This window comes from Flagellimonas amoyensis, assembly GCF_003058265.1.
Taxonomy (GTDB): Bacteria; Bacteroidota; Bacteroidia; order Flavobacteriales; family Flavobacteriaceae; genus Flagellimonas; species Flagellimonas amoyensis.
The window spans coordinates 407,767-432,483 of the sequence record NZ_QBUK01000001.1 but is presented as its reverse complement, the minus strand read 5'-3'; the positions used below and the strand labels follow the sequence as shown (position 1 = coordinate 432,483).

Below are 24,717 nucleotides of genomic sequence, written 5' to 3'. Positions count from 1 at the left end.
CCCCATTAAAATGGGGCTTTTTATTTTGTTTGTCCACAATCCTAGTAGAAGGTTGCGCGGTTGTCCTCTATCTCTGCCTTGTCCTTAAGGGCATTGTATACCGAGCCGCTCACCCTAGCTGCGGTGCTGGCCCGCAAACTGTTGGCATAGGTGCTATAGTTCTCTACATTCGGTGCTTCTGTCTTTTTGGTTACTTTGAGCATATAGACCCCAGTCTCCCCTTTGATCAATCCGGAAGTCTGTCCTTCACCCAAGGCAAATGCGGTACCGACCACTATGGGCTCCCTACCTGCTCCTGGCAAAGTGGGGGACTTTACGGTCAGTGCCGATGCATTGCTCGTTGTCACATTGTTGCTGGAAGCGATGGCATCCATGGCCTTTCCTTTATTGGCTGCCATGATCTGCTCGGCCTTGCGCTCTTTTCGTATTTCCGGCAATGCTGTTGCAGAAGCGTCCTCAGGGGCCATAAGGCCTTTATCGTATTTTTTGGTCAACTGCACCACGGCATAGCCATTGTTCACATTGAAACGTCTGATATCGCCCACCTTGGTGTCATCATTGAATGTCCACTGCACAACACTTCGCTGGGAACCAAGCCCTGGAAGGTTTTCGTCCATTTCCTTGATCTTGTTCACCGGTCTTACAGTGTAGTTGCTTTCCCTTGCAATGTCCCCAAAGTTCTCCGCTTTAGCGTCCAAAGCTGCCATCTCGAACTTGGTGGCATCGGTGAAAAGTGTATTGATGGTCTCTTCGGAAGGTTCAATTTCCCTGGTCAATGTGGCCACTTGGATCACATCTTGCTTGTCATCCACTTTGATGATATGGTAACCAAATTGGGTCTCTACCAATCCAATGGTGCCTGTTGGGTTTCCAAAGCAAAAATCGTTGAACTCATCAGCCATCACACCTTCTTGGAAATAACCCAAATCACCTCCTCGCGGTGCTGAAGGGCCGTCTGAATTGTCCCTGGCCAAAGCCGTGAACGCAGTACCCTCTTTCTTGGCCTCGGCCAAAAGTTCCTTGGCCCTGGTCTCGGCTTCTTCCTTGGTCCTTGTAACGGCGGGATTGGCACGTTCGGCCCCTTCCCAAGTAATCAAGATATGGCTGGCCTTAACGGTTCCGTTGGCCTTCCTGTCCATCACCTTGGAGATCTTAAAGAAATCCCCGTCTTGGTACGGACCATAGATCTCTCCCACTCCCATGGCCATCAACGTATCTGCGGCAACTGAGGGAAGGTCATTCTTTGCCTTGTATATGGTATCGAACTTGGCATCTGAATGCCTGTCCAAGAACGCGATCATATCGGTAGTGTTCCTGAAACCGGCAATGGTATCATTGGAATCGGTTTCCTTGGAGTATTCCACAGTGTCATCCAAAAGTGCAGTAATGGCCACTTTTACTCCATTTATATCTTCAGCAGATGGCTTTTCTTCAAAATAGATGAAACGGATGTCACGGGCCTTGTCCTGCTCAAACCTTTTCTTGTGGTTATTGATGTATTTTTCGATTTCGCTCTTGGAAACTTCTATGGTGCTGTCCGATATGGAAGAATAAGGAACACGTACATATTGGATATCCATTTTGTCATTGGCCAATTTGTAATCAAATTTTCCTTCGGAAAGTGTGGCCCCAACGCCTCCTTTGATCAAGTTGAAGTACAAACGCTCCTTGGCAGCCTCTATAATGGCTTTTTCGTCCTGCAACCAAGCATCGTAACGAAGGGGGTCATTGGCCCTCCAATCGGCAATGGCACTTTTGAACACAGCTTCGTTGAAGATTCCGTTATCATCCTGAAAATCGGGTATCTGTGCGTATCCTGAAGTCCGTACAAATTCGATGATCTGATCGCTTTCCACATCGATGCCCAAATCTTCGAACTGTTGGCTCAAAAGGGCTTTGCGCACTTCTTGGTCGTACACCATGTTCACCAATTGCGTGGAAGAAAAGTTTGGACCGTAGCTTCTGGAAGCGGTCTCCACTTTGTTCCTAAATTCGTCAATGGAAATATCCTCCCCATTTACCTCGGCGATCGAGGAACCTACTTTGCCGCCAGTAAAATCATTGTTGCTACTGAAGACACCTGATATTACAAATGCGAACAACGCCAAACCGATGATTAGGATCAGAACGGTGGTCCGTTTTCTAATATTCTCTAATATTGCCATTATACTGCTAGTTTTCTTTAAATTCAGTGGGCGAAAATACCACTTTCTTTTCAAATAGGAAAGCGCAAAAAGATGCGGAAATCATTAATCCTCAGTATGGACCCGCACGCTCACCAAGTCTATTTTGGTATTGGACACCTCTAGGATCTGAAAGGTGAAATTATCTATGGTGACCTCGGAGTCCTGCTCGGGGATATGCCCTGTCTTGTTCACGATGAGTCCGCCCAGGGTTTCGTATTCTTCGCCTTCGGGCAGTTCCAGTTTATAGTTTTCGTTGATATAGTCCACTTCCAACCGGGCCGAGAACTTGTAGAGGTTTTCCTCGACACGTTCTTCATGGAAGTCAATGGTGTCGTGCTCGTCCTCTATCTCCCCGAAAAGTTCCTCAATAATGTCCTCCACGGTCATGATGCCGGCCGTTCCGCCATATTCGTCCAAAACCACGGCCATGCTTTTCCGCTTTTTGGTGAGCACATTGAGGATGTCCTGGATCATCATGGTCTCCGGCACAAATTCCACCGGCATCAAAATGCTCTTGATGGTCTTGGGCTTTTTGAAGAGTTCGTAGGAGTGCACATACCCTATGATCTCGTCTATGCTGTCCTTGTAGACCAATATTTTTGAATAGCCGGTCTCGGTGAAAAGTTTGGTCAGGGTCTTGGGCGTTTCGTTCAGCTCCACTGCGGTGATCTCGGTGCGGGGCACCATCACCTCGCGTGCCTTCACGGTGGAAAACTGGAGTGCGTTCTGGAATATCTGTATTTCCGAATCCACCTCGTCCTCCTCTTCCACGGTCTCCATATGCTCGGTGATGTAATCCCCCAGTTCCAATTTGGTGAACGAGAGCTGTACCTCATCGCCTTCCGTCTTGAAAAACACGCGCAGGATAAAATCGGAGACCTTGATGACGAACCAAGATATGATGGAGAAAAGCACATAGAAAAAATAAGCGGGTATGGCCAAAATCTTCAACAAGGTGTTGGCATAGACCTGAAAAAGTACCTTGGGCAAAAATTCGGCGGTGAACAGGATGATCAGTGTTGAGATCACGGTCTGGGACACCAAGCTGAAATCCGTCAACAGCGCATCCAGAAAAGCAACGCCTGTGGGCACCAAGTTTTGGAACCAGTCCATGAGCAGTTCTCCCATGAACATTCCGTAGATGACCAAGGCAATATTGTTGCCGATGAGCATGGTGGCAATGAACTTGGATGGCTTTTCGGTGAGCCAAGTAAGCACCTTTGCCAAGATACCCTCCTGTTTTTTTTCAATCTCGATGTGGATCCTGTTCGCGGAAATGAAGGCTATCTCCATTCCTGAAAAGAATGCCGAGAACAATAGGGAAAGGAGTATAATGATGACCGAGGTGTCCAAGGCTATTTCTGGTTTTCCTTTTGGCGTTGTTCAAAACGTTTCCGATATTTTCTCCTAAAGAGGAACATGGCTATGGACACTACTGCGAAGAAGATAAAAATATAGGTTTCCTTGGGGTCGATGCTCCACAACGTGACTATCTGGTAGATGGATACGACCGCAACGGCCAAGTAAAGGTATTCGGTGTATTTTAAAATATTCATCATTGGTCTTCTTCTTTTATAGTCATGAGTCCAAAGGTCTTGTGGGCTTTGAAAAAGGTAAAATCTTTATTGAAATCCATTCCCATTCCATCCATCACGGTTCCGTCCTCTGGATTAGTATACGTGAATTCCCCTTCGGTAAAGATCCAGTTGTTCTTCCTATCAAAAAACAATTGATCGGTTTCCAATTTTTTCCCATCATGGCTTTCGATCACCACATTTCCCTGCAAATCTATCAAATTGGTCTGTGTATATACAATGCCATAGTTTGCCGTAATGACACTTTTCTGGTCTTTATCGTCAAAAAAGTCCACTTTGAGCCCTTTAGGAAAGGTACGCAATTTAAAGGCTTGGTTGTCAAAATCCTCTGAAATTGGACTGCTGAGCACAGCCACCACCCTAGATTGCGCTGAATCTTGGGAGTTCATGGCCTCGACGGTCTCGGTATAGGTAAGTGTGAAATTCTGTGCCACCCCTTGTGGAAAAATGGGTTTTACTGCTTCCTCCCCGACCCTTTCATAGTCGTCCCCACAGGACATAAAAAGGATTGCCACGGTGGATACCGTGGCAAAACACTTTAAAATATTTTTTGACTTTCGTTTCACACTATAGGCTTGGTACCGTAACGCTACCTCCTACCCAACAGCTGAAAGTGATGGTCTGTCCGGCCTTACCAGAGCTGAAGATCATTTCCTTGGTAGGTGCCTTGGCATCGTAGCTGGCCGCTGTTTGGCTGGCCGTTCCACTTAGAGCGGGGTCAACCCTTCCTGCTTTTCTGGCCATTTCGGCAGCTTTCCAGTAAATGGCCCTCTTTTCAAAGGCATCGTTTCCACAATCGTTGGCGCTGCTGGCATAAAGGTTGGCGATCAACAAATATGCTTTTCCGTTGGCAGGGTCAGCATCGATGGCCTTAAGGGCATAGTTCCTAGCTTGGGACTTGCTGCTCCTCCTGACCGTGGTCGCAATTTTGTATAGGATATTGGATTTTTTATAGGAATCCGTTTCCAATTCCACTGCCTTGTTGAAATCCTCGATGGCTCCTTTGTTGTCACCGGCCTTTTGCTTCAATGTTCCTCCATAAACGTAAGCGCTAGCAGAAGGATCCAAAGCCAATTGGGCCTCGAACAATTTTTGGAACATGGGGTCATCGATACAGTCTTTGGAGAACATTCTTCCCACAGCACGTTTCACCCAGTTGACGTCACCTTTTTTGGCATCGTAGCTCTTCTCGTATAGGGGAATAAGGTTATCACAATCAGCAAGGCTTCCCAATTTGGAGTCGATGCTGGTCGCAATCTTACCAAAAGACTCTGAGTTGGTATTGGCCACCCTGAGCTGGTTCTTTTCCTTGGACGTCAATGTTCCCAAAGAATCCTTTGGAAGTAGTTTAGTGACAATATCGGTCCACTCCTTGTTTTCTTCCTCGATTTTTTCTGTGACATCATCGTAGGTATCAAAGACATCTTGAAGGTCTTTTTTTCCTGCTCCATGAAGGTCTACCAAACTTGAGAAGTAGAGGTAAAGTGCCTTTGGGTTCTTGAAATTGGCCCTGTCCTCTTTATAGGCTGCATCCAGCATATTAAAAATCTGCTCATCGGAAGCCATTTTGTTATCGTACAACAAAAGGGCTTTGTCTATGGCCACTCCCGCTTTAGAGAAATAGGTAGGGAAATATTTTAGACTGTTGTCATGCAACGTCATCAAATCCTGCACGAAGCCGTCTTTGTCCGCGCCTGTAGATTTATCGATCTTATGGGCAAGGATCTTTTCCCCATAGGTAAAGTTGGCCCTATTGATATCGGGGCAACTTTCGTACACCATTTTCCATGGTTCGTAGGCCGCATCGTAGTTCTTCACTTTAGCGTGCTCGGCGTAAATGGAAAGATTCGTCATGCACTCGGGGTTCTGTGCCTGGGCCATACTTAATCCCGTCAACATAACGACCGTTATCATTGTTAAGTAGTGTCTCTTTTTCATCTTACTAGTTTTAAAGTGGTTAAAGTACAAATTTTCATTAAAAAATCCGCTTACCAGATTTCTTATGGGTGGTTATTTATTATTTTTTCAAAAAAAGGGCCTATCAATTTATTTTTGTTTTCCTAAACCATCTATCATTTAGGGATATGCCCATATTGATCTTCAAATAACTTTCCTCGATGAGGTTTGCGTCCGTTGTTCCCCTTCTGCCCAATTCAAAACCAAGGTTAAGGTTGGAGAAGAAGGTATCGAGCGTCGCGCCACTCAACGGTAATCCAAGACCAAAAGTTATGCCAAAGTTGTTTATCTCCTTGTTGTTCACCTCTAGGCCGGTCCTGTCGTAACGCAGACCAGCGCGGTAAGTGACCCTTTTAAAATAGCCGGTCAACGCCGTGTGGTCGGGTATCCAATATCCCCCAAATGCCAATGTGCTGGCATTGTTGTAGACCACATTGTTCAGACCCAAGAACCTGTTCTCAAAATCGCTGAACTGTTGAAAGCTGTATTCCGCTCCCATAAACCATCTTTTGTCCTCTCCAAGACCTAACCCAACTGTGGTGCGTGTAGGTATTTTGAGCTCTGTGTTCCTCAGGTTGGTGGCGTCCAGATCTACATCCACCACTTCGATGTTGCTCCCTGTGGACAGTGAGAACGACCCCAAGGTCTGCGTGTTTTTAGAAACCAGATTTCCCTGTGTGTTCACCAATACGGAAGCGTACAGGGTATATTTGTCCATTATTGTCGGGGTGTAGTTCAGGGCATACTTGAAGTCGTATCCATTTACCCTGGATTCCCTATTGTCCACCGTCCCGAACTGCACATCTTCCACACTTTGGACCCTTTGGTACTCCAATGTCCCGAAGTTAAAGTTGGCCGTGATGCCCAGACTAAGGTTTTTCATGGGCTGATACCCGATAGAGGCATAAATCCGGTTAAGCCCTCCATCGCCGTTGTACACATTGATCACATCCGCCCCATCATTGTTGGTGGTTTCGTCCCTTAGGCTGTACCCTACGGAGGAAAGCGGCATGATCCCGAAGCCCACACCCATATTCTTGGCCACGGGGAACCCAATGGCGATATAATCCAGATTGGTCACCGAGGTATTCTGTTGGGCGGACCAGTCCTTCAATCTATATTCGGTACGGGAAATTCCGGCGGTATAGGCGGTAAGCTTCAGCTTGGAATAGGCCGCGGGGTTGGACAGGTTGATGTGGATACTGTCGCCGTACATACTGACGCCCCCCATCATTTGATTTTCCACGGAACCATTGTCCCGAAGGTCACCGATTCCAAAATATGAATATGGGGATATGGTGGCATTTTGCGCAAAGAGCCCATAGGCGCCCATGCAAAAAAAAGCGATCAATATTTTTTTAACCATCTAGCTTTTGTTGTATTCCAGCAAGTAATTTAGACCCTCCAAGAGAAATTTGGGGTTCGCAAATATGGTGTTTTTTAGCCTTTTGGCAAAAAAATGGGCATCACCCCCTGTTAAAATAACTGTTAAATCTTGAAAGCGGGAACGATACTGGCCTATAACGCCATCCACTTCCTGCGCCACCCCGTTGATCACACCACTGTGCATGCACGCCTGCGTGGAGTTCCCGACAAAGTCCAGAATGTCCTCGGGCTGGAGCAGTGGCAGGCCCGCCGTTTGCTGGTGCATGGCCCTGTACCGCATCTGCACGCCGGGAGAAATGGCCCCGCCGATGTATTCCCCGGAATTGTTCACCATATCGTAGGTGATGCAAGTGCCGGCATCCACCACCAGGGTGTTTCCCCGTGGGTTCTGGTAAAAGGCCGCCGTGGCCAGGGCCAGCCGGTCCACCCCAAGTGTCTGTGGTGTGGCATAGCTGTTCTTGAAAGGCACCTTGGAGGTGTTGGAGAGCACGTGTACCTTGCAGAACAGGGCCAGAATGTCGCGCTCCTTCCCTTCCAAACGGCCCACCGAGGAGATGAGCGAACGGTTGATTTCGGGGAATTTGCCAAACAGCCCTTTTACCTTGGACAAAAAAAGTCCCGACTCCGAGCTTTCGTCATAAATGAGCGTGCCGTTGTCAAAAACCGCATACTTTACCAAGGTGTTGCCAATGTCTATGACCAGATTCATAGGGCAAAGGTCGGGAAATGGAAAAAAATCAATGCCTTTTTTCCAGTTTTTGTTTGTATATCCTATTTTTGAAATTATATTTGCACCCGCTTTAGGGCATGGTACCTTAGCTCAGTTGGTAGAGCAACGGACTGAAAATCCGTGTGTCCCTGGTTCGATTCCTGGAGGTACCACAAAAAAACCCGCAAACATAGTTTGCGGGTTTTTTGTTTTTGGAAAAAATGGAATCGAAGTTTATGCTGAGCAAAACTCTGTTTTTTGTCGAAGCAATGCCTTAGAGGAACCTCAAGATACCAGCTTGCCAGAGTAGTATGGTTTTACAATTCCACGACCCTATATTGTACTTTTTTGGCTTATTTTACATCAAAAAGAAAAATAATGTAATTTTTTTTGTTTTTTTACAACAAAAAGAATGGGATTGTAATTTTATGGGTATATGAGAAGTTTTAAAGCAGGTCAATATATTAATCAGGGGTACTATAAAAGCTTTCAGCCCGAACTCATCAATAGACAATGGTTTTTGGAAGACATGGAGCTTTTACAACTGTTATCACAGGCCGATAGGCAACTAGGACGGTTGGACATGTACAGTGAGCACATACCTGATATTGATCTATTCATTAGTATGCACGTTCTTAAAGAAGCTACCCAGAGTAGTAAGATTGAGGGCACACAGACCAATATGGAAGAGGCCCTGCTTGATAAAGAGGACATTAGCCAAGAAAAAAGGGATGACTGGGAAGAAGTGCAAAACTACATCCTTGCCATGCAAAAAGCGATTGAAATGTTGGAGGGCATCCCTTTTTCCAGCCGCCTTATAAAAGAAACCCATAAAATATTGTTACAAGGGGTAAGAGGAGAGCATAAGCTGCCCGGCCAATTTAGAACAAGCCAAAATTGGATTGGGGGTGCCACCTTAAAGGATGCCGTGTTTATTCCTCCCGTGCACAACAGCATTGGAACATTAATGGGTGATTTGGAAAAATTCACGCACAATGAAGAACTGTTCTTCCCAGACCTGCTTAAAATTGGGCTCATACACTATCAATTTGAGACAATCCATCCATTTTTGGACGGAAACGGGAGGGTAGGCCGGTTGTTGATCACCCTATATCTGGTAAACAAGGAAATTTTAAAAAAGCCCATCCTCTATCTATCGGACTTCTTTGAACGCAACAAGACCTTGTATTACGACAATTTAATGCGTGTGCGGACCCATAACGATATAAAACAATGGCTCAAGTTTTTCTTGGTAGGGATCATTGAAACCGCCAAGAACGGGGTACAGACCTTTAACGACATCCTTAAATTGAAGCAAAAGGCAGAGTTGAACATCCAAACGCTTGGCTCCCGGGCCAACAATGCACAAAAAGTCCTGAATTATTTGCTAAAGCGGCCACTGATAGATGTGAACAAAGTTGTGGAGATAACGGGTGTCTCCCAAAAAACAGGCTACAATTTAATAGATGACCTTGAAGAACTTCAAATACTGACCGAAATTACAGGGGGCAAAAGAGGCAGAGTGTATGTTTTTAAAGAATACCTGAACCTTTTTAATTGATTATCGTCCCAAATTTCGCTTATGTTGCCCATCAACTAAGGGCTACATGCTTTGCAAAAAACATAGTTTTTTTGTCGAGGTAATACCCTGGAGGTACCACAAAAAAAACCGCAAACTATGTTTGCGGGTTTTTTTGTTTCTTACTTTTTGGTCTAGATTAATTTTAGCGAGAGCATATTGATGAAATAAAAAGGTAATGTCCATTTTTTAAAGCCTTATAAAGGCTTCCTTTTTTTGTAAAAGCCACATGCATTTTGTTCTTTCCCGTTAAATGTATTTTTTCACCTTCCATCTGATACAATAAATCTACTTCAAGCACTCCACTCGAAATACCTGCTTTAACACGTATATCCTCAATTCTCACTCTCGCAAAGGTCGAAGAAATCGACGGCAACATATTAGATTCCACAAATTCTAGTGACATTTCAGTGTCTTCATCTAATTCTTGAATAGATTTTATGAATGCTTGCTTGAAATCTGGAAATTTTGAATCTCCATAAGTTGGTATTCCTTCGTATTGGAAGTCCTCAAAATCGCTTCGCTCATCATATGCAAAATAAAAACTTCTATCACAATTAATTTTAGAAGCCAATTTATTTGTTTCCTTATGAGATGCACATCCTAAAACTAAAATCACAAAGGATAGAACTATTGATTTTTTCATTTTCTAATATCTTGCATAAAAGGTGAAGCAGTCTCAACTATAATTTTTCACGGCACCTAACCACAAGATACAATCTTGCGGGAGCGGGGGTTTTATTTTTCCAAATTACCCAAACTATCAATCCACTTCCTTTTGTGTTCTTGAAAGTTTTCTTTGGTCAGTTTTAAATTGTAAAATTCAGTAACGGAACTTAAAAAAATATCCGCATGCCCTATTGCTCCTATATCAATATTATTTGCCACACAATCTTCTGCTGTCAAATAATCAAATTGTTTCTTAGCTACTTCTACGATTCTTTGAATGACCCCCATATTAATAAATCCTATGTTAACAAAGAATAGATTCTTTAGGTCATTTAATTCGTCAATTTCTAAATCTGTTTTATAAATAAGTCTTTGTAGCACATCAACTGAAGTGCTTATGCTGTGCGAAAACTTATTTAGTTCTGACTTATTTGGAGAATAAATTTTTAGCATATTTATAAGCGCAGTCTTCATTTCTGCATTATACTTTTCTTCTGGTTTGTCGTAGGGATTATAAACACGGTTTTCATTTTCATCCAAATATAGTATTGCATCATTTCCTTTAATTATTGTTCCATTGGGCATTTTTATAGTTAATTCAGATAATGCCCTTTCAAATCGACCAAGTTGTTGGTAGACCAAAGAGGTTGTCCTATTTAGCAAAAACTCTTTTCGAGTTTCTTTCATTTCATCCCTTTGCAAACCCAATTCAATTCGCTGATTTTTCAATTCAGTTCGTTGAATTAAAATTGTAACGATTACTCCTGCCAGTGCTAAACCTGAAAACAATGCATTTAAAGCTCCAAATGTGTCACCAAATGTTCCACTTTTTGCCCAGTCAGAAAAGACTTGATTTATAGCAAATGGGAAAACCACAGCAATAACTAAACATACGCCAGCTATTCTTAGAAATAAAGGAAAGTATTTGTCGACTTCTTCGTTATCTTTCATTTAAAGTTTTGATTTTTATCTTGTTGTCAACCTGATTAGATTGACACAAAACTTGCCTAAACTTTTCCAAAATAAGAATAAATACACTACTAATCGGTGTTTTATTGGATTTGTATCACAGTTGAAGATTATAGCATTTTATTCATCAAAACCTTCAGCAAAAAATTCAGTGATGCTTAAATTAAAATAGGTAGAAATTCTTTTGATGGTGCTGAATTTGGGATCCCATTTACCCGTTTCTATACGTCCAAAATGAATTCCAGTGTCGTTGTAGGCGTCTTCTTGGGTAAGATTTCTAGCTTCTCTCAACCCCTTGACCCGTTTGGCTAAGTCTTTTAAAAAATCAACATTTTGGTCGTCGTTGTCCATCATACGACAGCAATGTCAAAATTTTGAATGTCGAAATTAATGACTTAAACGTCATTTTATATATTTTTACAACATCCCAAAATCTAACAATCTACTATGCCACCATCCATTTCATCCACTATTACCAACTTTACCCACCAAAGTTCCCCTGCCCCGTTGCAGATCACCTTTGCCTCTCTGGAAATCTGTAGCCATCAAAACGGGGCATTGCGCCACCGTGTGCAGCGGAAACAGAGCCGCATCCTCCTACAGCAAACCCCACAAAAAGGGCTGGCGGAGCTCACGGTGCTGGACAATCTGGTCTTTAGCTTTTCCTTCCGGTTCCAGTTGCACAGCGCCCCCACCCTCCATGAGGTGGACATGCGCTGCCTTCCCCGCCCCCTGGACCAGGGCAGGTTGTATTTGGATGGCGAAAAATTGCAGCTTTCTTTTCGGATAGATGCCCCGGACCCTTCCCTTCGGGTACAGGTCACGCAGGTGTACCGCGGCATCCTTCACTTGGAACACCGGCAGTCAACGCTTTGCGGGCAACAACGGTAACGGGTCGGGATCAGCCGGCGATGGCCATATCCATTTTGCCGTTCTTGAACTCGCTGGGGCTTATCCCGTACTTTTCCTTAAAGATCTTTGAAAAGTAGCTTCGGCTCGTAAACCCGATAGAGTACACCACTTCGGAGATGTTCATTTCGGTGGTCTCGATATAGTCACGGGCCACCTCCAAGCGGGTGTTGCGGATATATTCGGTCACGGTCATGTCATACAGCAGTTTAAAGCCTTCCTGAAGTTTGGCCTGCGTAAGCCCCGTTTCGTTGGATATGTCCTCCAAGGTGAACTCCTTGGCAATGTTCTTCCCAATTTTTTCCGCATATTCCCGTATCGTGTTCAGCTCCCTTTTCAGCAAGGAAGTCTCCGGGCCTTTGTTCTGCACTTCGTCATTGTGCTGGATGATGTGTGTGGAAAGTATCTGGTACACCAGCCCCTCTATCTGTAACACGCGGATCATGCCCTCGGCGGTGACCTTTTTGATGGAGGACACCAAGTCCGCCATTCTCAAATTGTACGATCCATAATAGGAAAACACATTCTTGTGGTCGGTGTCCAAAAACACCTTGTACAATTGCTCGTTGAGGGCTTCGCCCTTGTTCAACCGTTTGCTCATGAACTGGTTCCTTCGCACCCGTATCACGTTGATGTGCAGATGGATGCCGGCCGGCAAGTACCCGTGGTTGAACCCATCTGCCCTACTGGAAATGATCACCGATTGGTATTGTTCCATGATCTTCAGTTCGGACATTTCCTGATGGCCGAACTTGTGGCCACAGTAGCCCTCCAAACAGTAGACAAAACTGATGGGATTGTATGTGGAAGTGTCCGCGATGAGCGTCACCTCGTCAAAAAAAGTGATATCGTATTCCAAAAGGCTGGCCCCCCAGTCAAAGTTGAGGGTCCTTATTTCTCCCTTGGCTTTTTCATTGTCCACGGAAAGTACGTGCTGCCCCCATTTTTCAGTGATTTCCCCTCCTATAACATTCTTTATCTGTTCTATGGTTCCAGACGTATCCTTGGCGTTTACATGTATTGTGATCATAGGTTGTGCAGTTTTTAAGGTTGATATAGAAAATTGCTCTGTTTAATTATTTACGGTAAAGGGTGGACAAAAAGATGTCCTTTCACAAAACTTTCACATTCCATATCCATTACGATTAATATGTTATGAGTTAAGTTCTCCGATAAAAAATGGGTTCTTTTGTGTTGATGTTGAACATGAAGAATTGAAGATTATGATCTACAAACTTTCCAATGCCGTTGAGAAAAAAGTGATAGAGGCAGAGTTTGGAATACCTTTCAAATATCCGCACATATACGCCCCAAGCCTCATCATCAACGGCTTTAACGAAACTAACCTGAGCGTGGTGACCATGGAGTCACCGTATGAGATCAACTATGCCATTTGGGGGCTCATGCCCCAACACTTCAAGGAAGATTGGCATATTTTCCAGAACAATGCGAACACCCTGAACGTAGGCCTGCGCGAGCTGGAAAACATCCAATGGATGAAGGAATCCCTGGAGCAGCGCAGATGCCTCATCGTCGTTTCGGGTTTTTACACCCACTTGCTCCACAACGGGGGCACATCCACCTACCACCTCTACAAGCCTTCGCAAAAACCGTTCCTGCTGGCCGGTGTGTACAATGTCTTGGAAGATGGGTTTTATTGCGGCGCACTGATCACGAGCAGTGCCGACTCCTCCATATCATCCTACCACGACCTCAGCAACATGGTCCCCGTGGTGATCTGCAAAGAAGATATGGGATTCTGGCTTTCCCAGGACACTTCCTTGGATAGGATAAAGGAATATATTGAACGACCGCCCAAGGTGAACCTCAAAGCCGAACTGATCAGCAATGGCGTCTTTGCCAAAAACCTTTCCTTTACTTCCGACCTCAGGACCATTAACATAAAAAATTGAAGTTATTCTCAACAAAACGCCGTTTCGTTGGATTTTTATCAGAAAAAAATGCGATATGATGTATTTTTTTAGCTTTTGAGTCAAAAGATAACCCATTAAAGACAAGCTTCCCGCTCCAACATTCGCAACTTTGTAATGTACCGCTTAAGAGATAAGTGGACATTAATTTAAAAACTATAGATATGTTACGTTGGACCGTCACCTTTATAATATTGGCCATTGTGGCCGCCATTTTTGGATTTGGAGGAATTGCCGCAGGTGCGGCCAGTATTGCCAAAATACTTTTCTTCATTTTCATCGTACTGTTCATTATTTCCCTGATCTCGGGAAGAAGAAAAATCTAGGACAGAGCATATTAGTATACAACCATAAATAGAATCATAAATCCTAAAAATCAAATATCATGAGAAAGTCGATAAGCCTTTTCCTATTGTTCATTGCAATGGCATTTACCGTGAGCATGAACAGCTGCAGGGAAACCAAAGAAGATAAAGCTGAAGAAGCCGTAGAAGATGTAAAAGATGCCGCCGAGGATGTCGGTGACGAAGTAGAAGATGCCGCTGACGAGGTCGGCGACGAAATTGAGGATGCCACGGACGACAATCCTTAATGGATAAGCATTGGAAAACTCCTTTTTTTAAAACTCTGGTCATATGGCCAGAGTTTTTTAATGTGACAATCCTAGGACCAGACCCTATCTGAATTGCCCCATCACCCTAAAATGGTTGTTTTTCGTAATTTTTGAAGTAGATTGTAGTCTCGATGCCTCCCACCCTATGAAAAGTGTTCTCCTTATTGCCTATATCCTAGTGTCCCTTTGGGCCATCGGTGCCATCATCTATCATGGTAGGCGCCCTTCGCGTTCCATAAGTTGGGTGATCACCATCCTTGCCCTTCCGTTTTTGGGCGCGTTGTTCTACTATCTTTTTGGCATGAACCGCCGAAAGTTCAAGTTTTTCAACAACAAGGAATTTAAACGGCGAAAGCGATACCACTACGAGGGCGACACCAAAATGGAGGGCACCGCCCCCGACTTTGGCTCGGACACCCGAAAAGAAAGGCTCAGCCGCCTTGTAGGCACCTGCTCCGAAACCCGCCCGGCCACTGGCAACTCCATCACGGTGCTACAGGATGGCGGGCAAACCTTCAACGCGCTCTTCAAGGCCATGGAAGAGGCCAAAGAGTCCATCCATGTGCAGTATTATATCCTGGAACGGGGCGACCTGCTGAACAAGATGCTGGAACTCTTCCAAAGGAAGATAGCAGAGGGCGTGGTGGTCAGGATCATCTATGACTCCTTTGGCAGTTACCGGCTCAGGGGCAGGCCCAAGAAAAAATTCAGGGACATCGGGGTCAAGATCCATCCCATAATGCCCATCCGGCTTTCCAACCTGTTGTTCTCCCTCAACTTTAGGAACCACAGAAAAATATTGGTGATCGACAACAAGATTGCATTCACGGGCGGGGTCAACGTATCCGACAAATACATCAAACATGGTGGCGAACTGGGCAAATGGAAAGATACCCATTTGAAACTGGAAGGCCCCATTGTGAACGATATCCACCTCGTGTTCCTGAAGGATTATTTCTTTGCCAGCAAACAAGAGGGTTTCAAGGTAGAGGAGCACCTCACCGAACAGCCCCTTACCGGTGATGTGGCCGCACAAGTCGTGGCCGGGGGACCAGATTCCGAACACCCCACCATCATGTACCAATATATAGGGATGATGAACCAGGCCAAAAAATCCATCTGTATCGCCAATCCCTATTTTCTGCCCGGGGAGGCTTTTTTGGAGACCCTGAAGATCCTGGCCCTCGAAGGTGTTGAAACCTCCCTTTTGATTCCCAAAAGATCGGACTCCATCGCCGCAAAGTTTGCCATGTTCTCCCAGTTTGAGGAACTGCTCGAAGTGGGCGTGAAGATCTATATGCGGGACGACTTTTCGCACAGCAAGATCCTAATCGTGGACGACGACCTGGTCTCCATAGGTTCAGGAAACTTCGATGTCCGCAGTTTTGAGCTCAATTATGAAGCAAACGTCCTTATTTATGATGAAAAGATCAATACCGAAATGACCGAGGAGTTCATGGCCATTTGCGGAAAGGCCGAGCCCATCACCCTGGAGCGGTTCAGGAACAGATCCACTTGGCTAAAATTCCTCGAAGGCCTCTTTAAATTTTTCAAACCTTTGCTCTGATCCTTTAATGAAAAGTTAAAATTTTAGCGCTCTAAAGCGGCATTTCATTGCCCACGCTAAGACCAACGAAAGGTCCCCGATTTTTCCAAAAAAGAAAGACTTCTTAATGTTTTCATAAATATGAAAATCAAATAGTTCCATAGCCATAAAGTATGAAACTAAGGCTTATATTTAAGGCACACAGCATAACTTTAAAACAAAAATGACCCACGAGTTACTAGCAAAGGCAGAAGAGTTTGAAAGCAGACCCATGAGCCACATGTCCACCAGCGACAGGGTAGAGGCTTCTAGGGAAGCAAAACGGTTGATCCTCTCCATCAACGAGATCTATAAAAAGACGAAGGATTCCAAATTGATGGACATCATGAAGAGTCTTACCGCAAAGAAGCGCAAGATTGAAAAGCGCCTCAATGGCACCCCATTGGTCTAAAACCCACTGCACAAAACCATATAACAGGAAGGAATAAGGCATGTTGCCACTTATCTCCTTCCTTTTCTTTTTGTAAAATTCTGATTTACAGCAAATAACAATGTTTTCAACCCCCTGAAAGCAGCCTTGTCCCCCCATTTTCCATTTACAAAGCATTTTTGACCAGTTACATCCAATTTCCTGCAACGAATAAAAATGTGGATTGTAGGCCCAATGTTTTGACTAATTTCGAGGGCACAATCAACTAAAACACCTATTTAAAAATGAACACTGTAGAAGTAAAGTTGGGGTATTTCTTTTGGTATTCCGTGATTGCCATTTCCATACTTTCCCTCATCACCAACCTGTACCATTACATTTTTTGAGCTATACTAGACACCCATCATCAATCAGGAAATTCCCATAATTACCAATGTCTCTCGCAAAGGGGTGCCCGCAAAGGCATCCCTTTTTGCCCTTCTCCAACCCCACTTCCCGATCTATTTCCGCCTAAATAAATATGGCCCGGTGTAAGGGTCACTATCCTAAATCTGACTATCTTTAGAGGGCATTAACGACCTCCCAGAAAACAAGATCAGTTGAGCGACAGCCTTCTTTTGATACTCACCCGAAACCCTGAACTCGGCAAGTGCAAGACCCGTTTGGCCGCCACGGTGGGCGACAGGGCAGCGTTGGAAATCTATCAGTTTCTCCTGCAGCATACCGTTTCGTTCACCAAACACCTCAAAGTGGAAAAATGGGTTTATTACTCGGAAGAGATATGGGAAGATGATATTTGGGACAATGCCCATTATCAAAAAAAGCTCCAAATAGGCAAAGATCTGGGGGAGCGCATGCAAAATGCCTTCAAGGATGGGTTCCATGCAGGGTTTGAAAAGATCATTGTCATAGGCAGTGATATGTACACCCTTGCCCAAGCCGATCTTGAGGAGGCTTTCTCAACATTGGAGGCCCATGATTATGTGGTAGGCCCCGCAGAAGACGGCGGATACTACCTCTTGGGCATGAAATCCTTGAACAAAGCCCTCTTCCTGCACAAGGAATGGGGGACGGACTCTGTTCTGGCCGACACCTTACAGGACCTCAAAGCCGAAAGCGTGGCCCTATTGGACGAGAAAAACGACGTGGATTATTATGAAGACATCAAAGATATCAAGGCCTTTGCGCCTTTCATCAAACATATAAAACAATGACGCAAGAACACCTGAACGAATCTGTTGATTATTTGAAGAGGAAGGGATTTGATTCCCCAGAAATTGGCATCGTGCTCGGAACCGGATTGGGGCAACTGGTCGATGGCATTGAAAACCGTATTGAGGCCCACTACAACCATATCCCCCATTTTCCATTGGCCACGGTGGAATTCCATTCCGGAAAGCTGATCTATGGCACCCTTGCCGGAAAAAAAGTGGTGGTGATGCAAGGCCGTTTCCATCTGTATGAAGGCTATGATTTTGTGGACATCACCTATCCCATTCGGGTGATGCACCAACTGGGCATCCAAAAACTGTTCGTGTCCAATGCGGCTGGTGCCATCAACCTAGACTTCAAGAAAGGCGACATCATGCTCATCGAGGACCACATCAACCTACAGGGAGGGTCGCCGTTGGCCTTCAAAAATGTCTCCGCATTCGGGGACCGCTTTGTGGACATGAGCGAACCGTATGACCTGGACATGCGCAAAAAAATAGAGGCCATTGCCCAAAAAGAGGGTATTTCCATCAAAAAAGGGGTGTATGCTTCCGTGGTGGGTCCCCAACTGGAAACCAAGGCCGAATATCGTATGCTGAAAATGGTCGGTGCGGACGCTGTGGGAATGAGCACCGTTCCCGAAGTAATTGTTGCCAATCATTTACGACTACCCATCGTAGCGGTATCCGTTTTGACCGACGAATGCGATCCGGACAACCTCCAACCTGTCAATGTGGAGGAAATCATCGCCATTGCCGGAAAAACAGAGCCCAAAATGATCCAATTGTTCACCGAACTGATAAAGCAACTATGAGTTACCTAGACGCCACACAAGACCTTTACAAAGAAGCGGCCATTTCCCCCAATGTGGGACTTTGCTGCACCACCACGCCCATTTGGCAGTTTCCCGGACTGTCCATCCCCAAGATCATGCAGGAAATGAACTATGGGTGCGGGAGCACCGTTTCCGCACAGGATTTGGTGAACGAGCCCAAGATCCTTTATGTGGGTGTGGGCGGAGGTATGGAACTGCTTCAGTTCTCCTATTTTTCCAGACAAAAGGGAGGGGTCACCGGAGTGGATTCCGTGGATGAAATGCTGGAGGCCTCCCGAAAGAACTTCAAAATTGCAGAGCAGGAGAACGATTGGTTCAAAAGCGAATATGTGAACCTCGTCAAGGGAGATGCCCTGAACCTGCCCATCCCCGATGAGAGCATGGACGTGGCCGCGCAGAACTGTCTGTTCAACATTTTCAAAATGGAAGACCTGCAAAAGGCCGTTGCCGAAATGTACCGCGTTTTGAAACCCCACGGCCGATTGGTCATGAGCGACCCCATCTGCGAACAGCCCATGAACGATGAGCTGCGCAACGATGACCGATTGAGGGCGCAGTGCCTCAGCGGCAGCATTCCGCTGAAAGACTACGTAAAAGTGTTGACGGATGCCGGATTTGGCACCATAGAAATCAGGGGGCGAAGGTCATACAGGGTATTATCTCCCAATCACTATCCAACGGACGAGCTCATCCATATCGAATCCATCGAGATTGCCGCCATCAAAGACCCGATGCCAGAGGACGGCCCTTGCATGTTTACCGGGAAAACGGCAATCTATTATGGTAACGAGGAGTATTTTGATGACAACAAAGGGCATGTGCTGCTCCAGAACCAACCGTTGGCGGTTTGCGACAAAACAGCTTCGGCGCTTGCAAGGGCATCAAAAGAAATCCATGTGAGCGAAAGCACCTGGCACTATAGTGGTGGGGGTTGTTGCTAAAATCAGTTGGGGTTATTTTGCGGTAAATGTTTTGGAGGATTCATAGTCCAATAGGATGCCTTCGGATATCCATTTGGCCAGTGCCTGTCTGTTATCGGGATCTAAAATACGGCGTTGGTCCTTTTTGCTCCTAATGTTGCCAATTTCAATATAGGCCATGGCCGGAAGCGTATTTTTGACAACGTACAGATTGCTGCGCTCCATAAACGTACCGTTGTACAATCGGTTGGGCTGGAATTTATTGTATTTCCTCAAAAAGGTCTGATGGATGCTCTCGGCCAATTTCTTGCCGTTCTTGCTTTTTTCATGGTGATAGAAGAACACATCGATATTGGTGCCTTCGCCCCTACTGTCCACATGGATCACCAGCAACCGTTGGTGCTTGCCCACATTTTTTCGGTATAGGTCGTTCACGGCTTCGGTACGCTGTTTCAGGCGGGCCAACTGCCCCAACGGAAGGGGTTGGGAAAGCACGGTCTCGTCCGTGTCCAGTTCAAGGACTCTCTGGTCCCTGATGCCGTCATTTTCATCCTGCACAATGATGTGCACTTCCGCCCCATGCGAGATCAATTCACGGGCCAACCTGAGCGTGACATCATAGGCATATTCATCTTCCGCGATGAGCTTGTCATTGTATTTTTCCACTGCCCCGGGATCGGGGCCCCCATGCCCTGAGATCAGGTAATAGACCGTATCGTCCAAACGCTTGCTCGCTATATCCACCTTGGCAAATTGCTCACCAAAAATGGGATACTCGACACTCTTGCCCATTTCCTCCACTTTTTTGGTATCCAGCGTGTCCGGCAGAACATAGGAACGTCCCATCAGCAAGGACTCGTCCTCCCCCAATTGTTCAGCGTTCAGGGCCACGAACTTGTTGTAGAACTTTGTCGGGCTGATGCCATGTCTTCTAAGGAGCGAATAAATGCCTTCCCCTTCCTTGGCCAGTGCCTTCAGATTACCCTCTTGGGCCAGTCCAACTCCTTGAAAATGAATAAAAACAAATAAAACGGATATTCTTAATAACTTCATTTAATTCTCAATCTGCAAATCAACATAATCGTTCATGATGCCGTCACTGATCAAGCTGGCAAACTGCTTCTTGTCCGGACGCACTGCTATTTTTTGGTTCGATGTTTTGGAAGCGTTCTCCAAGGTGAGCAAACTTATGGCGGGAAGAATGTTCCGGGCCAGGTACAGGCTGTTCTTGTCCTCAAAGATCATATTGATATCCTTGTACGACCTATTGGAAACACTGTGCCGCTTGAACATGTTCTGGATGTTCTCCGCCAATCGCTGGCCTTGTTCGCTCTTGTTGTAATGGTAAACGGCAACGTCCATATCCTCTTTGCCGGAAACGCCATCGGCACGTATCACCAACACCCGTTGGTACTTTCCTGTATTCTGTATGTAGCGTTTGTTGATGACCTCAATGTAGCTCCCCATTTTCTGGTTTGCCGTCGCAACTTCCCCACTTGAAGGTTCGGAAACGCCATCCCCCATGATATACACTTTGGCCCCATGGACCATGAGATCGGCGGCAAGGCTCTCCGCCACTCCCTTCACATAATCGTTTTCGGCATTCTGCGGATCTTCGGTGATGATGTAGTATACCGCATCTTTCAACTTATCGCTCTTGAGGGACATTTGGGCCAGTTCTCCATCAAAGATGGGTGCTTCGGCACCTTCGCCGGTGCGGACCACCACCCCTGTTTTTTTGAGGGCATCCGCTGCCTGTGGGATTTTGTAGTCCGTCCCCACTTTCAGGAAACTGCCGTCCTTGATGTTTTCGGAATTGAGCTTGACAAACGCTTCGTAGTGCTTGGCCGGGTCCAGCCCCTGTTTTCGCAAAAGGGAAAAAATCCCGTCACCCTGTTCCGCCTTTACCACATAATAGGATACCTCTTGGGCAAACAACATGGCACAGGAACATACCCATAACAAAAGGAATGATACTGATTTCATTATCGTATTTTAGTTGGGAGGGTGCACTGCAAAGATGGGAAAAAATTGCCAACAACGGCCTTCCATCACGGGAAAAATCCCACATTTTTCGCTCAGCCTTAAAGACTTGACTTTTTAATGGGGGCATAACGCTGCCTGATGACGGATTCGGCAGGCTTGTTCTGCGGGGTAAACCTGTTGTCGGCGAGTCCTCCGGCCCTGTCGTGGTGAATGAACCACTTCCAGACAAAGCCTCCGGCAAACCAGTCCTCATCCCAAAATTCATCAAAAAGCACCTGCGTGGCGTCGGCCTGGGCCTGTAGGTTCACCTTTTCCTCGTTCCTGTCCACCAACCAGGGTTTCTTGCCCGTATAATCCATACTCCTGTACCCAAACTCGGTGAACAGTATGGGCTTGTCCATTTGTTCGGCAAGTTCCATCATCTTTGCTTTCCAAGGCTGCCAACCTGCCCGTAGGGTTTCGGTGGTCGGGTTTTGTTTTTCGCAGAGGGGAAAGTAAGCGTTCACCCCAATATAGTCCAGCTCGCCCCAAAAAGGGGTGTTGGTATACTCGTCCCAATTGGCCGCATAGGTCAATTTTCCCTTATACACCTCCCTGACCTTGCCCACGAGGTCAGTCCAGAATGCGGGTCGGTTTTTCACAAATGTGGCGAGTTCGGTCCCGATGCAATAGATATCGGCATGGGTCTCCTCCGCCAATCCTGCGTAGTGCAAAATAAACTGGGCATAGGAGTCCTCCAATGCTTTCCAATCGGCTTCGGACTGCATGGCCATGTTCCCTGTAAACTCGCCCCTACTGATCCAGATCTGGGGTTTCAGCATCACCTTTACCCCATTTTTATGAAGCATTTCGATGTACTGCTTGGCCCCTTTTCGGGTTTCCCCGAACCATTGCCGGTCCGTGTCAAAAAGAAGGTTGGGTGTGTGGGGATCTTGCATAAAGCCGAAGGGCATGATGGCCGCATGGTTGGCATGGATGTCCAGCACGGGGTCCACATGGGACTGGACGACCTCTTCCCGGGACGCCACAAAGCTCACTCCGTTGATCTTTTCGGGTTTATGACCCGTACAGGAGAGCAGGACCAGACCGCATATCAAAACCAGTTTTTTCATGTTGGGCATTCAAGTACCTCTAAAATAGTGCTTTTAGGGGAAAGAATTGATAACGGATTAATTTGAGTGTTGGAGGCATTGTTTTGAACTGTGAGTATTATCACAATTAAACGATGCCATTATTAGTCAGTTTTGTTATGGCTTGTTTTTATTCTTCTCTAAATCTATCTATTCTTGCAATTAGTTCTTTTAATTCTTCAGGGATAAGAGCTATATCAAGTGCATTAATAATATTCGCTTGACTTAGTGATATTCTATAATCTTGTTGTAGTTTACGATTAATGGCTGATAAAAATTCTTTTCCTGGAATAACTTCAAGTCGTGTTTCAAGAGACGTCCACATAATTTCAAATTCGCCTAATATCGATTCTATGATGGTCGATTCATCCAGTTTTGGATTTAGACTTTTCTTAAATTTAAATTGATGAGACTGAAGCTGAGCTTGGGTTCCTATTTTGAATTCATTTGTTAAACTGGCTAAAATCTCATTTATATCACCATCAAACTCTAATGTTTTTCCAGTTCTTTTATTGACTTCCTTGATGCGTTGTTTAATAGCTTTTTCAATTGCTTTAGGAATTAAAAGGAAATTCTCAATCTCTTTTCTTGTATGTATATGAACAAAAATATTACCATTTTTGAGCGCCCTAATTTCAGAATTTATCTCTTCGTTTGTTCTATAATCTTTATCAAATATAATAGCAGATTTTATCTTTGAACCTATTGTTTTTTCTATACCATCCTTGAAAGCATTCAACCTGGTTGGATTAAACCCCTCCACAGGAACAACAGCAAAATCACTTCTATTTGCAACTTGATCATAACCCAAAAGACGACTTATTCTTGAAAAAACTAAAAAGTCCTTTCCTTCAACAAATAGAACCCTTTTAGATTTCGCGATTTGAGTAAGTACAGGATTCAGGTTCGAACCTAAAACTTGAAAAATATCTCGCAACTGACTTGGGTCTTTAATTCTTTTCCCAGATTGGTTGGTTTTATTTATCAGTAAAATATCATTTAAGTCGGCCTCACTAATGAGCTCAGTGGAGTGTGTTGCAATTATGATATCAGGACCTAAGTTCTTTAATATGCCTAGCAACTGGCGTTGTAAGTCAGAGTGTAAGTAAATGTCAGGTTCATCGATTAAAAATAAAGATGATTTTTTGTTCTTTATAATATAAGTTAGCATTTGACACCAAACTTGAAATCCAAATCCAGCCCAGTATATTTCTCTAGGAATTCTTTCCTCTGGACAGAACATATCAAGAGTATTGTCGTTGCCAGAGGTATTTATTTCAGGTGGTGAGATATCTAAACCTGGCCATGTTGTTTGTACAAGCTCCTTAAACTCTTTAAAATCTTCTGGATAGTGAAACCATATGTTTCTGAAGTTTCTAGAAGCTGTATGGGTCAATAAAGCTAGTCTTGCTGCTTCTTTCTGGTAAAGTTTCTCTGTATGTTCTACTGGTCCTAAAATTGGGACGTATCCTATTTCCAATTTAACAAGGTCTTTAAATTCTTTAGGAGATTTTACAATATGATTAGTTGCCTCATAATTGAAATAACAAATATTCCGTTCCGGGAAAAATATTTGTAAATGAGAGCCATCTGATAAGCGAAATCTAATGACCGCCGGGACGGAGTCATCATAATCATGAAAAACATTTTCAGTTGCAACAGGGACTTGACTTAAGTCAATCTCATAGCCTAAAATTTGATTTCCATTAGGGTCGTCTATTCGGTCTGGTTTTCTAGCTCGTGCCTTGCGTAAACCTTCTGCTAATATTTTCAAGGAACCTATTACCGTAGATTTCCCAGCATTATTTGGTCCAACCAGTATATTGAATTCATTAAGCGCAACAGAAAACTTCTTGAAACTTTTATAATTCGAAAACTTGATTGAAGTTATATGTTGTTCCATTTTTTATACTACATGCGTTAAAAATATTATTCATTTTTCTAAGTAATGAAATTGAAGTTAATGATAATCAGAAATCTATGGACAAAAATCTGGTTTTCGAAATAATTTTTCTAAAGAAAATCACTCGAACTGACATTTCTTCAACCTGCTAAATCCCTAAAGAACACCTCAAACACAAATTAAATCCTTTCTAAATTGGGGGACAGGGTTAAGTTCCTATCTTTAGGTACGACACAAGACCCATAATCCTTCT

25 protein-coding genes and 1 tRNA gene are annotated in these 24,717 nt (G+C 44.7%); 11 read left to right on the top strand and 15 right to left on the bottom strand.

The window, feature by feature from the left end:
• Positions 1-41: 41 nt before the first annotated feature.
• The 7 genes from DB398_RS01825 to DB398_RS01795 form a co-directional block, all read right to left on the bottom strand.
• Positions 42-2,165 carry a peptidylprolyl isomerase gene (locus tag DB398_RS01825; RefSeq protein WP_108422678.1) on the bottom strand — a complete coding sequence of 708 codons (2,124 nt, stop codon included), beginning with the start codon at positions 2,163-2,165 and terminating at the stop codon, positions 42-44.
• Positions 2,166-2,249: 84 nt separating this feature from the next.
• Positions 2,250-3,539 (bottom strand): hemolysin family protein, encoded by a 1,290-nt coding sequence (locus tag DB398_RS01820; protein WP_108422677.1) that lies wholly within the window; start codon positions 3,537-3,539, stop codon positions 2,250-2,252.
• A gap of 2 nt (positions 3,540-3,541) precedes the next feature.
• Entirely contained in the window at positions 3,542-3,745 is a 204-nt protein-coding gene (locus tag DB398_RS01815; protein ID WP_108422676.1) for a hypothetical protein, read from the bottom strand.
• A complete protein-coding gene (lptC, locus tag DB398_RS01810) occupies positions 3,742-4,347 on the bottom strand; it encodes an LPS export ABC transporter periplasmic protein LptC (RefSeq protein WP_108422675.1) in 606 nt (201 codons plus the stop codon). Before lptC ends, DB398_RS01815 begins: the two co-directional genes overlap by 4 nt.
• Before the next feature lies 1 nt (position 4,348).
• Positions 4,349-5,719, bottom strand: a complete 1,371-nt coding sequence (locus DB398_RS01805) for a tetratricopeptide repeat protein (RefSeq protein WP_108422674.1) — start codon at positions 5,717-5,719, stop codon at positions 4,349-4,351.
• A gap of 103 nt (positions 5,720-5,822) precedes the next feature.
• Positions 5,823-7,103 (bottom strand): BamG family beta-barrel-assembly machinery protein, encoded by a 1,281-nt coding sequence (locus DB398_RS01800; protein WP_108422673.1) that lies wholly within the window; start codon positions 7,101-7,103, stop codon positions 5,823-5,825.
• A complete protein-coding gene (locus DB398_RS01795) occupies positions 7,104-7,832 on the bottom strand; it encodes a type III pantothenate kinase (RefSeq protein WP_108422672.1) in 729 nt (242 codons plus the stop codon). It lies immediately after the preceding gene.
• A gap of 100 nt (positions 7,833-7,932) precedes the next feature.
• Between DB398_RS01795 and DB398_RS01790 the strand changes: the two genes are divergently transcribed.
• Positions 7,933-8,005: transfer RNA gene (locus tag DB398_RS01790), tRNA-Phe, on the top strand.
• 263 nt (positions 8,006-8,268) lie between these two features.
• Positions 8,269-9,393: a Fic family protein gene (locus DB398_RS01785; RefSeq protein WP_108422671.1), complete on the top strand. Its 1,125-nt coding sequence runs from the start codon at positions 8,269-8,271 to the stop codon at positions 9,391-9,393.
• A 163-nt stretch (positions 9,394-9,556) separates the two neighbouring features.
• On the opposite strand, the gene DB398_RS01780 is transcribed toward DB398_RS01785, so the two are convergent.
• The 3 genes from DB398_RS01780 to DB398_RS01770 all read right to left on the bottom strand — a co-directional run bounded on the left by DB398_RS01780 (position 9,557) and on the right by DB398_RS01770 (position 11,403).
• Positions 9,557-10,057, bottom strand: coding sequence for a hypothetical protein (locus DB398_RS01780; protein WP_108422670.1), 501 nt, complete (start codon positions 10,055-10,057; stop codon positions 9,557-9,559).
• 92 nt (positions 10,058-10,149) lie between these two features.
• Positions 10,150-11,031, bottom strand: a complete 882-nt coding sequence (locus DB398_RS01775) for a hypothetical protein (RefSeq protein WP_108422669.1) — start codon at positions 11,029-11,031, stop codon at positions 10,150-10,152.
• Positions 11,032-11,169: 138 nt separating this feature from the next.
• On the bottom strand, positions 11,170-11,403 hold the full coding sequence (locus DB398_RS01770) for a helix-turn-helix domain-containing protein (RefSeq protein WP_234415983.1): 234 nt from the start codon (positions 11,401-11,403) through the stop codon (positions 11,170-11,172).
• 93 nt (positions 11,404-11,496) lie between these two features.
• On the opposite strand from DB398_RS01770, the gene DB398_RS01765 reads away from it, so the two are divergent.
• The gene (locus DB398_RS01765) at positions 11,497-11,940 is read left to right on the top strand and encodes a hypothetical protein (RefSeq protein WP_108422668.1); all 444 of its coding nucleotides are present in this window, start codon (positions 11,497-11,499) and stop codon (positions 11,938-11,940) included.
• Between the two features lie 10 nt (positions 11,941-11,950).
• On the opposite strand, the gene DB398_RS01760 is transcribed toward DB398_RS01765, so the two are convergent.
• Positions 11,951-12,988 (bottom strand): AraC family transcriptional regulator, encoded by a 1,038-nt coding sequence (locus tag DB398_RS01760; protein WP_108422667.1) that lies wholly within the window; start codon positions 12,986-12,988, stop codon positions 11,951-11,953.
• 193 nt (positions 12,989-13,181) lie between these two features.
• Between DB398_RS01760 and DB398_RS01755 the strand changes: the two genes are divergently transcribed.
• The 8 genes from DB398_RS01755 (at position 13,182) to arsM (ending at position 19,466) form a co-directional block, all read left to right on the top strand.
• Positions 13,182-13,871, top strand: a complete 690-nt coding sequence (locus DB398_RS01755; protein ID WP_108422666.1) for an SOS response-associated peptidase family protein — start codon at positions 13,182-13,184, stop codon at positions 13,869-13,871.
• Positions 13,872-14,053: 182 nt separating this feature from the next.
• On the top strand, positions 14,054-14,215 hold the full coding sequence (locus tag DB398_RS01750; RefSeq protein WP_108422665.1) for a DUF1328 family protein: 162 nt from the start codon (positions 14,054-14,056) through the stop codon (positions 14,213-14,215).
• Positions 14,216-14,274: 59 nt separating this feature from the next.
• Positions 14,275-14,481: a YtxH domain-containing protein gene (locus DB398_RS01745; RefSeq protein WP_108422664.1), complete on the top strand. Its 207-nt coding sequence runs from the start codon at positions 14,275-14,277 to the stop codon at positions 14,479-14,481.
• A 166-nt stretch (positions 14,482-14,647) separates the two neighbouring features.
• Positions 14,648-16,069 (top strand): cardiolipin synthase, encoded by a 1,422-nt coding sequence (gene cls, locus DB398_RS01740; RefSeq protein ID WP_108422663.1) that lies wholly within the window; start codon positions 14,648-14,650, stop codon positions 16,067-16,069.
• A gap of 202 nt (positions 16,070-16,271) precedes the next feature.
• A complete protein-coding gene (locus DB398_RS01735; RefSeq protein ID WP_108422662.1) occupies positions 16,272-16,499 on the top strand; it encodes a hypothetical protein in 228 nt (75 codons plus the stop codon).
• Positions 16,500-17,077: 578 nt separating this feature from the next.
• Complete coding sequence (locus tag DB398_RS01730) at positions 17,078-17,692, top strand: TIGR04282 family arsenosugar biosynthesis glycosyltransferase (protein WP_108422661.1); 615 nt, start codon at positions 17,078-17,080, stop codon at positions 17,690-17,692.
• Positions 17,689-18,504, top strand: a complete 816-nt coding sequence (locus DB398_RS01725; RefSeq protein ID WP_108422660.1) for a purine-nucleoside phosphorylase — start codon at positions 17,689-17,691, stop codon at positions 18,502-18,504. The genes DB398_RS01730 and DB398_RS01725 overlap by 4 nt, the downstream gene beginning before the upstream one ends.
• On the top strand, positions 18,501-19,466 hold the full coding sequence (arsM, locus tag DB398_RS01720; protein ID WP_108422659.1) for an arsenosugar biosynthesis arsenite methyltransferase ArsM: 966 nt from the start codon (positions 18,501-18,503) through the stop codon (positions 19,464-19,466). Before DB398_RS01725 ends, arsM begins: the two co-directional genes overlap by 4 nt.
• A 12-nt stretch (positions 19,467-19,478) precedes the next feature.
• On the opposite strand, the gene DB398_RS01715 is transcribed toward arsM, so the two are convergent.
• The 4 genes from DB398_RS01715 to DB398_RS01700 form a co-directional block, all read right to left on the bottom strand.
• Complete coding sequence (locus DB398_RS01715) at positions 19,479-20,498, bottom strand: N-acetylmuramoyl-L-alanine amidase family protein (protein ID WP_108422658.1); 1,020 nt, start codon at positions 20,496-20,498, stop codon at positions 19,479-19,481.
• Positions 20,499-21,431, bottom strand: a complete 933-nt coding sequence (locus DB398_RS01710) for an N-acetylmuramoyl-L-alanine amidase (RefSeq protein WP_108422657.1) — start codon at positions 21,429-21,431, stop codon at positions 20,499-20,501. It lies immediately after the preceding gene.
• Between the two features lie 98 nt (positions 21,432-21,529).
• Positions 21,530-22,543, bottom strand: coding sequence for a glycoside hydrolase family 113 (locus DB398_RS01705; protein ID WP_108422830.1), 1,014 nt, complete (start codon positions 22,541-22,543; stop codon positions 21,530-21,532).
• A 148-nt stretch (positions 22,544-22,691) separates the two neighbouring features.
• A complete protein-coding gene (locus DB398_RS01700) occupies positions 22,692-24,464 on the bottom strand; it encodes an ATP-dependent nuclease (RefSeq protein WP_108422656.1) in 1,773 nt (590 codons plus the stop codon).
• Between the last annotated feature and the right edge of the window lie 253 nt (positions 24,465-24,717).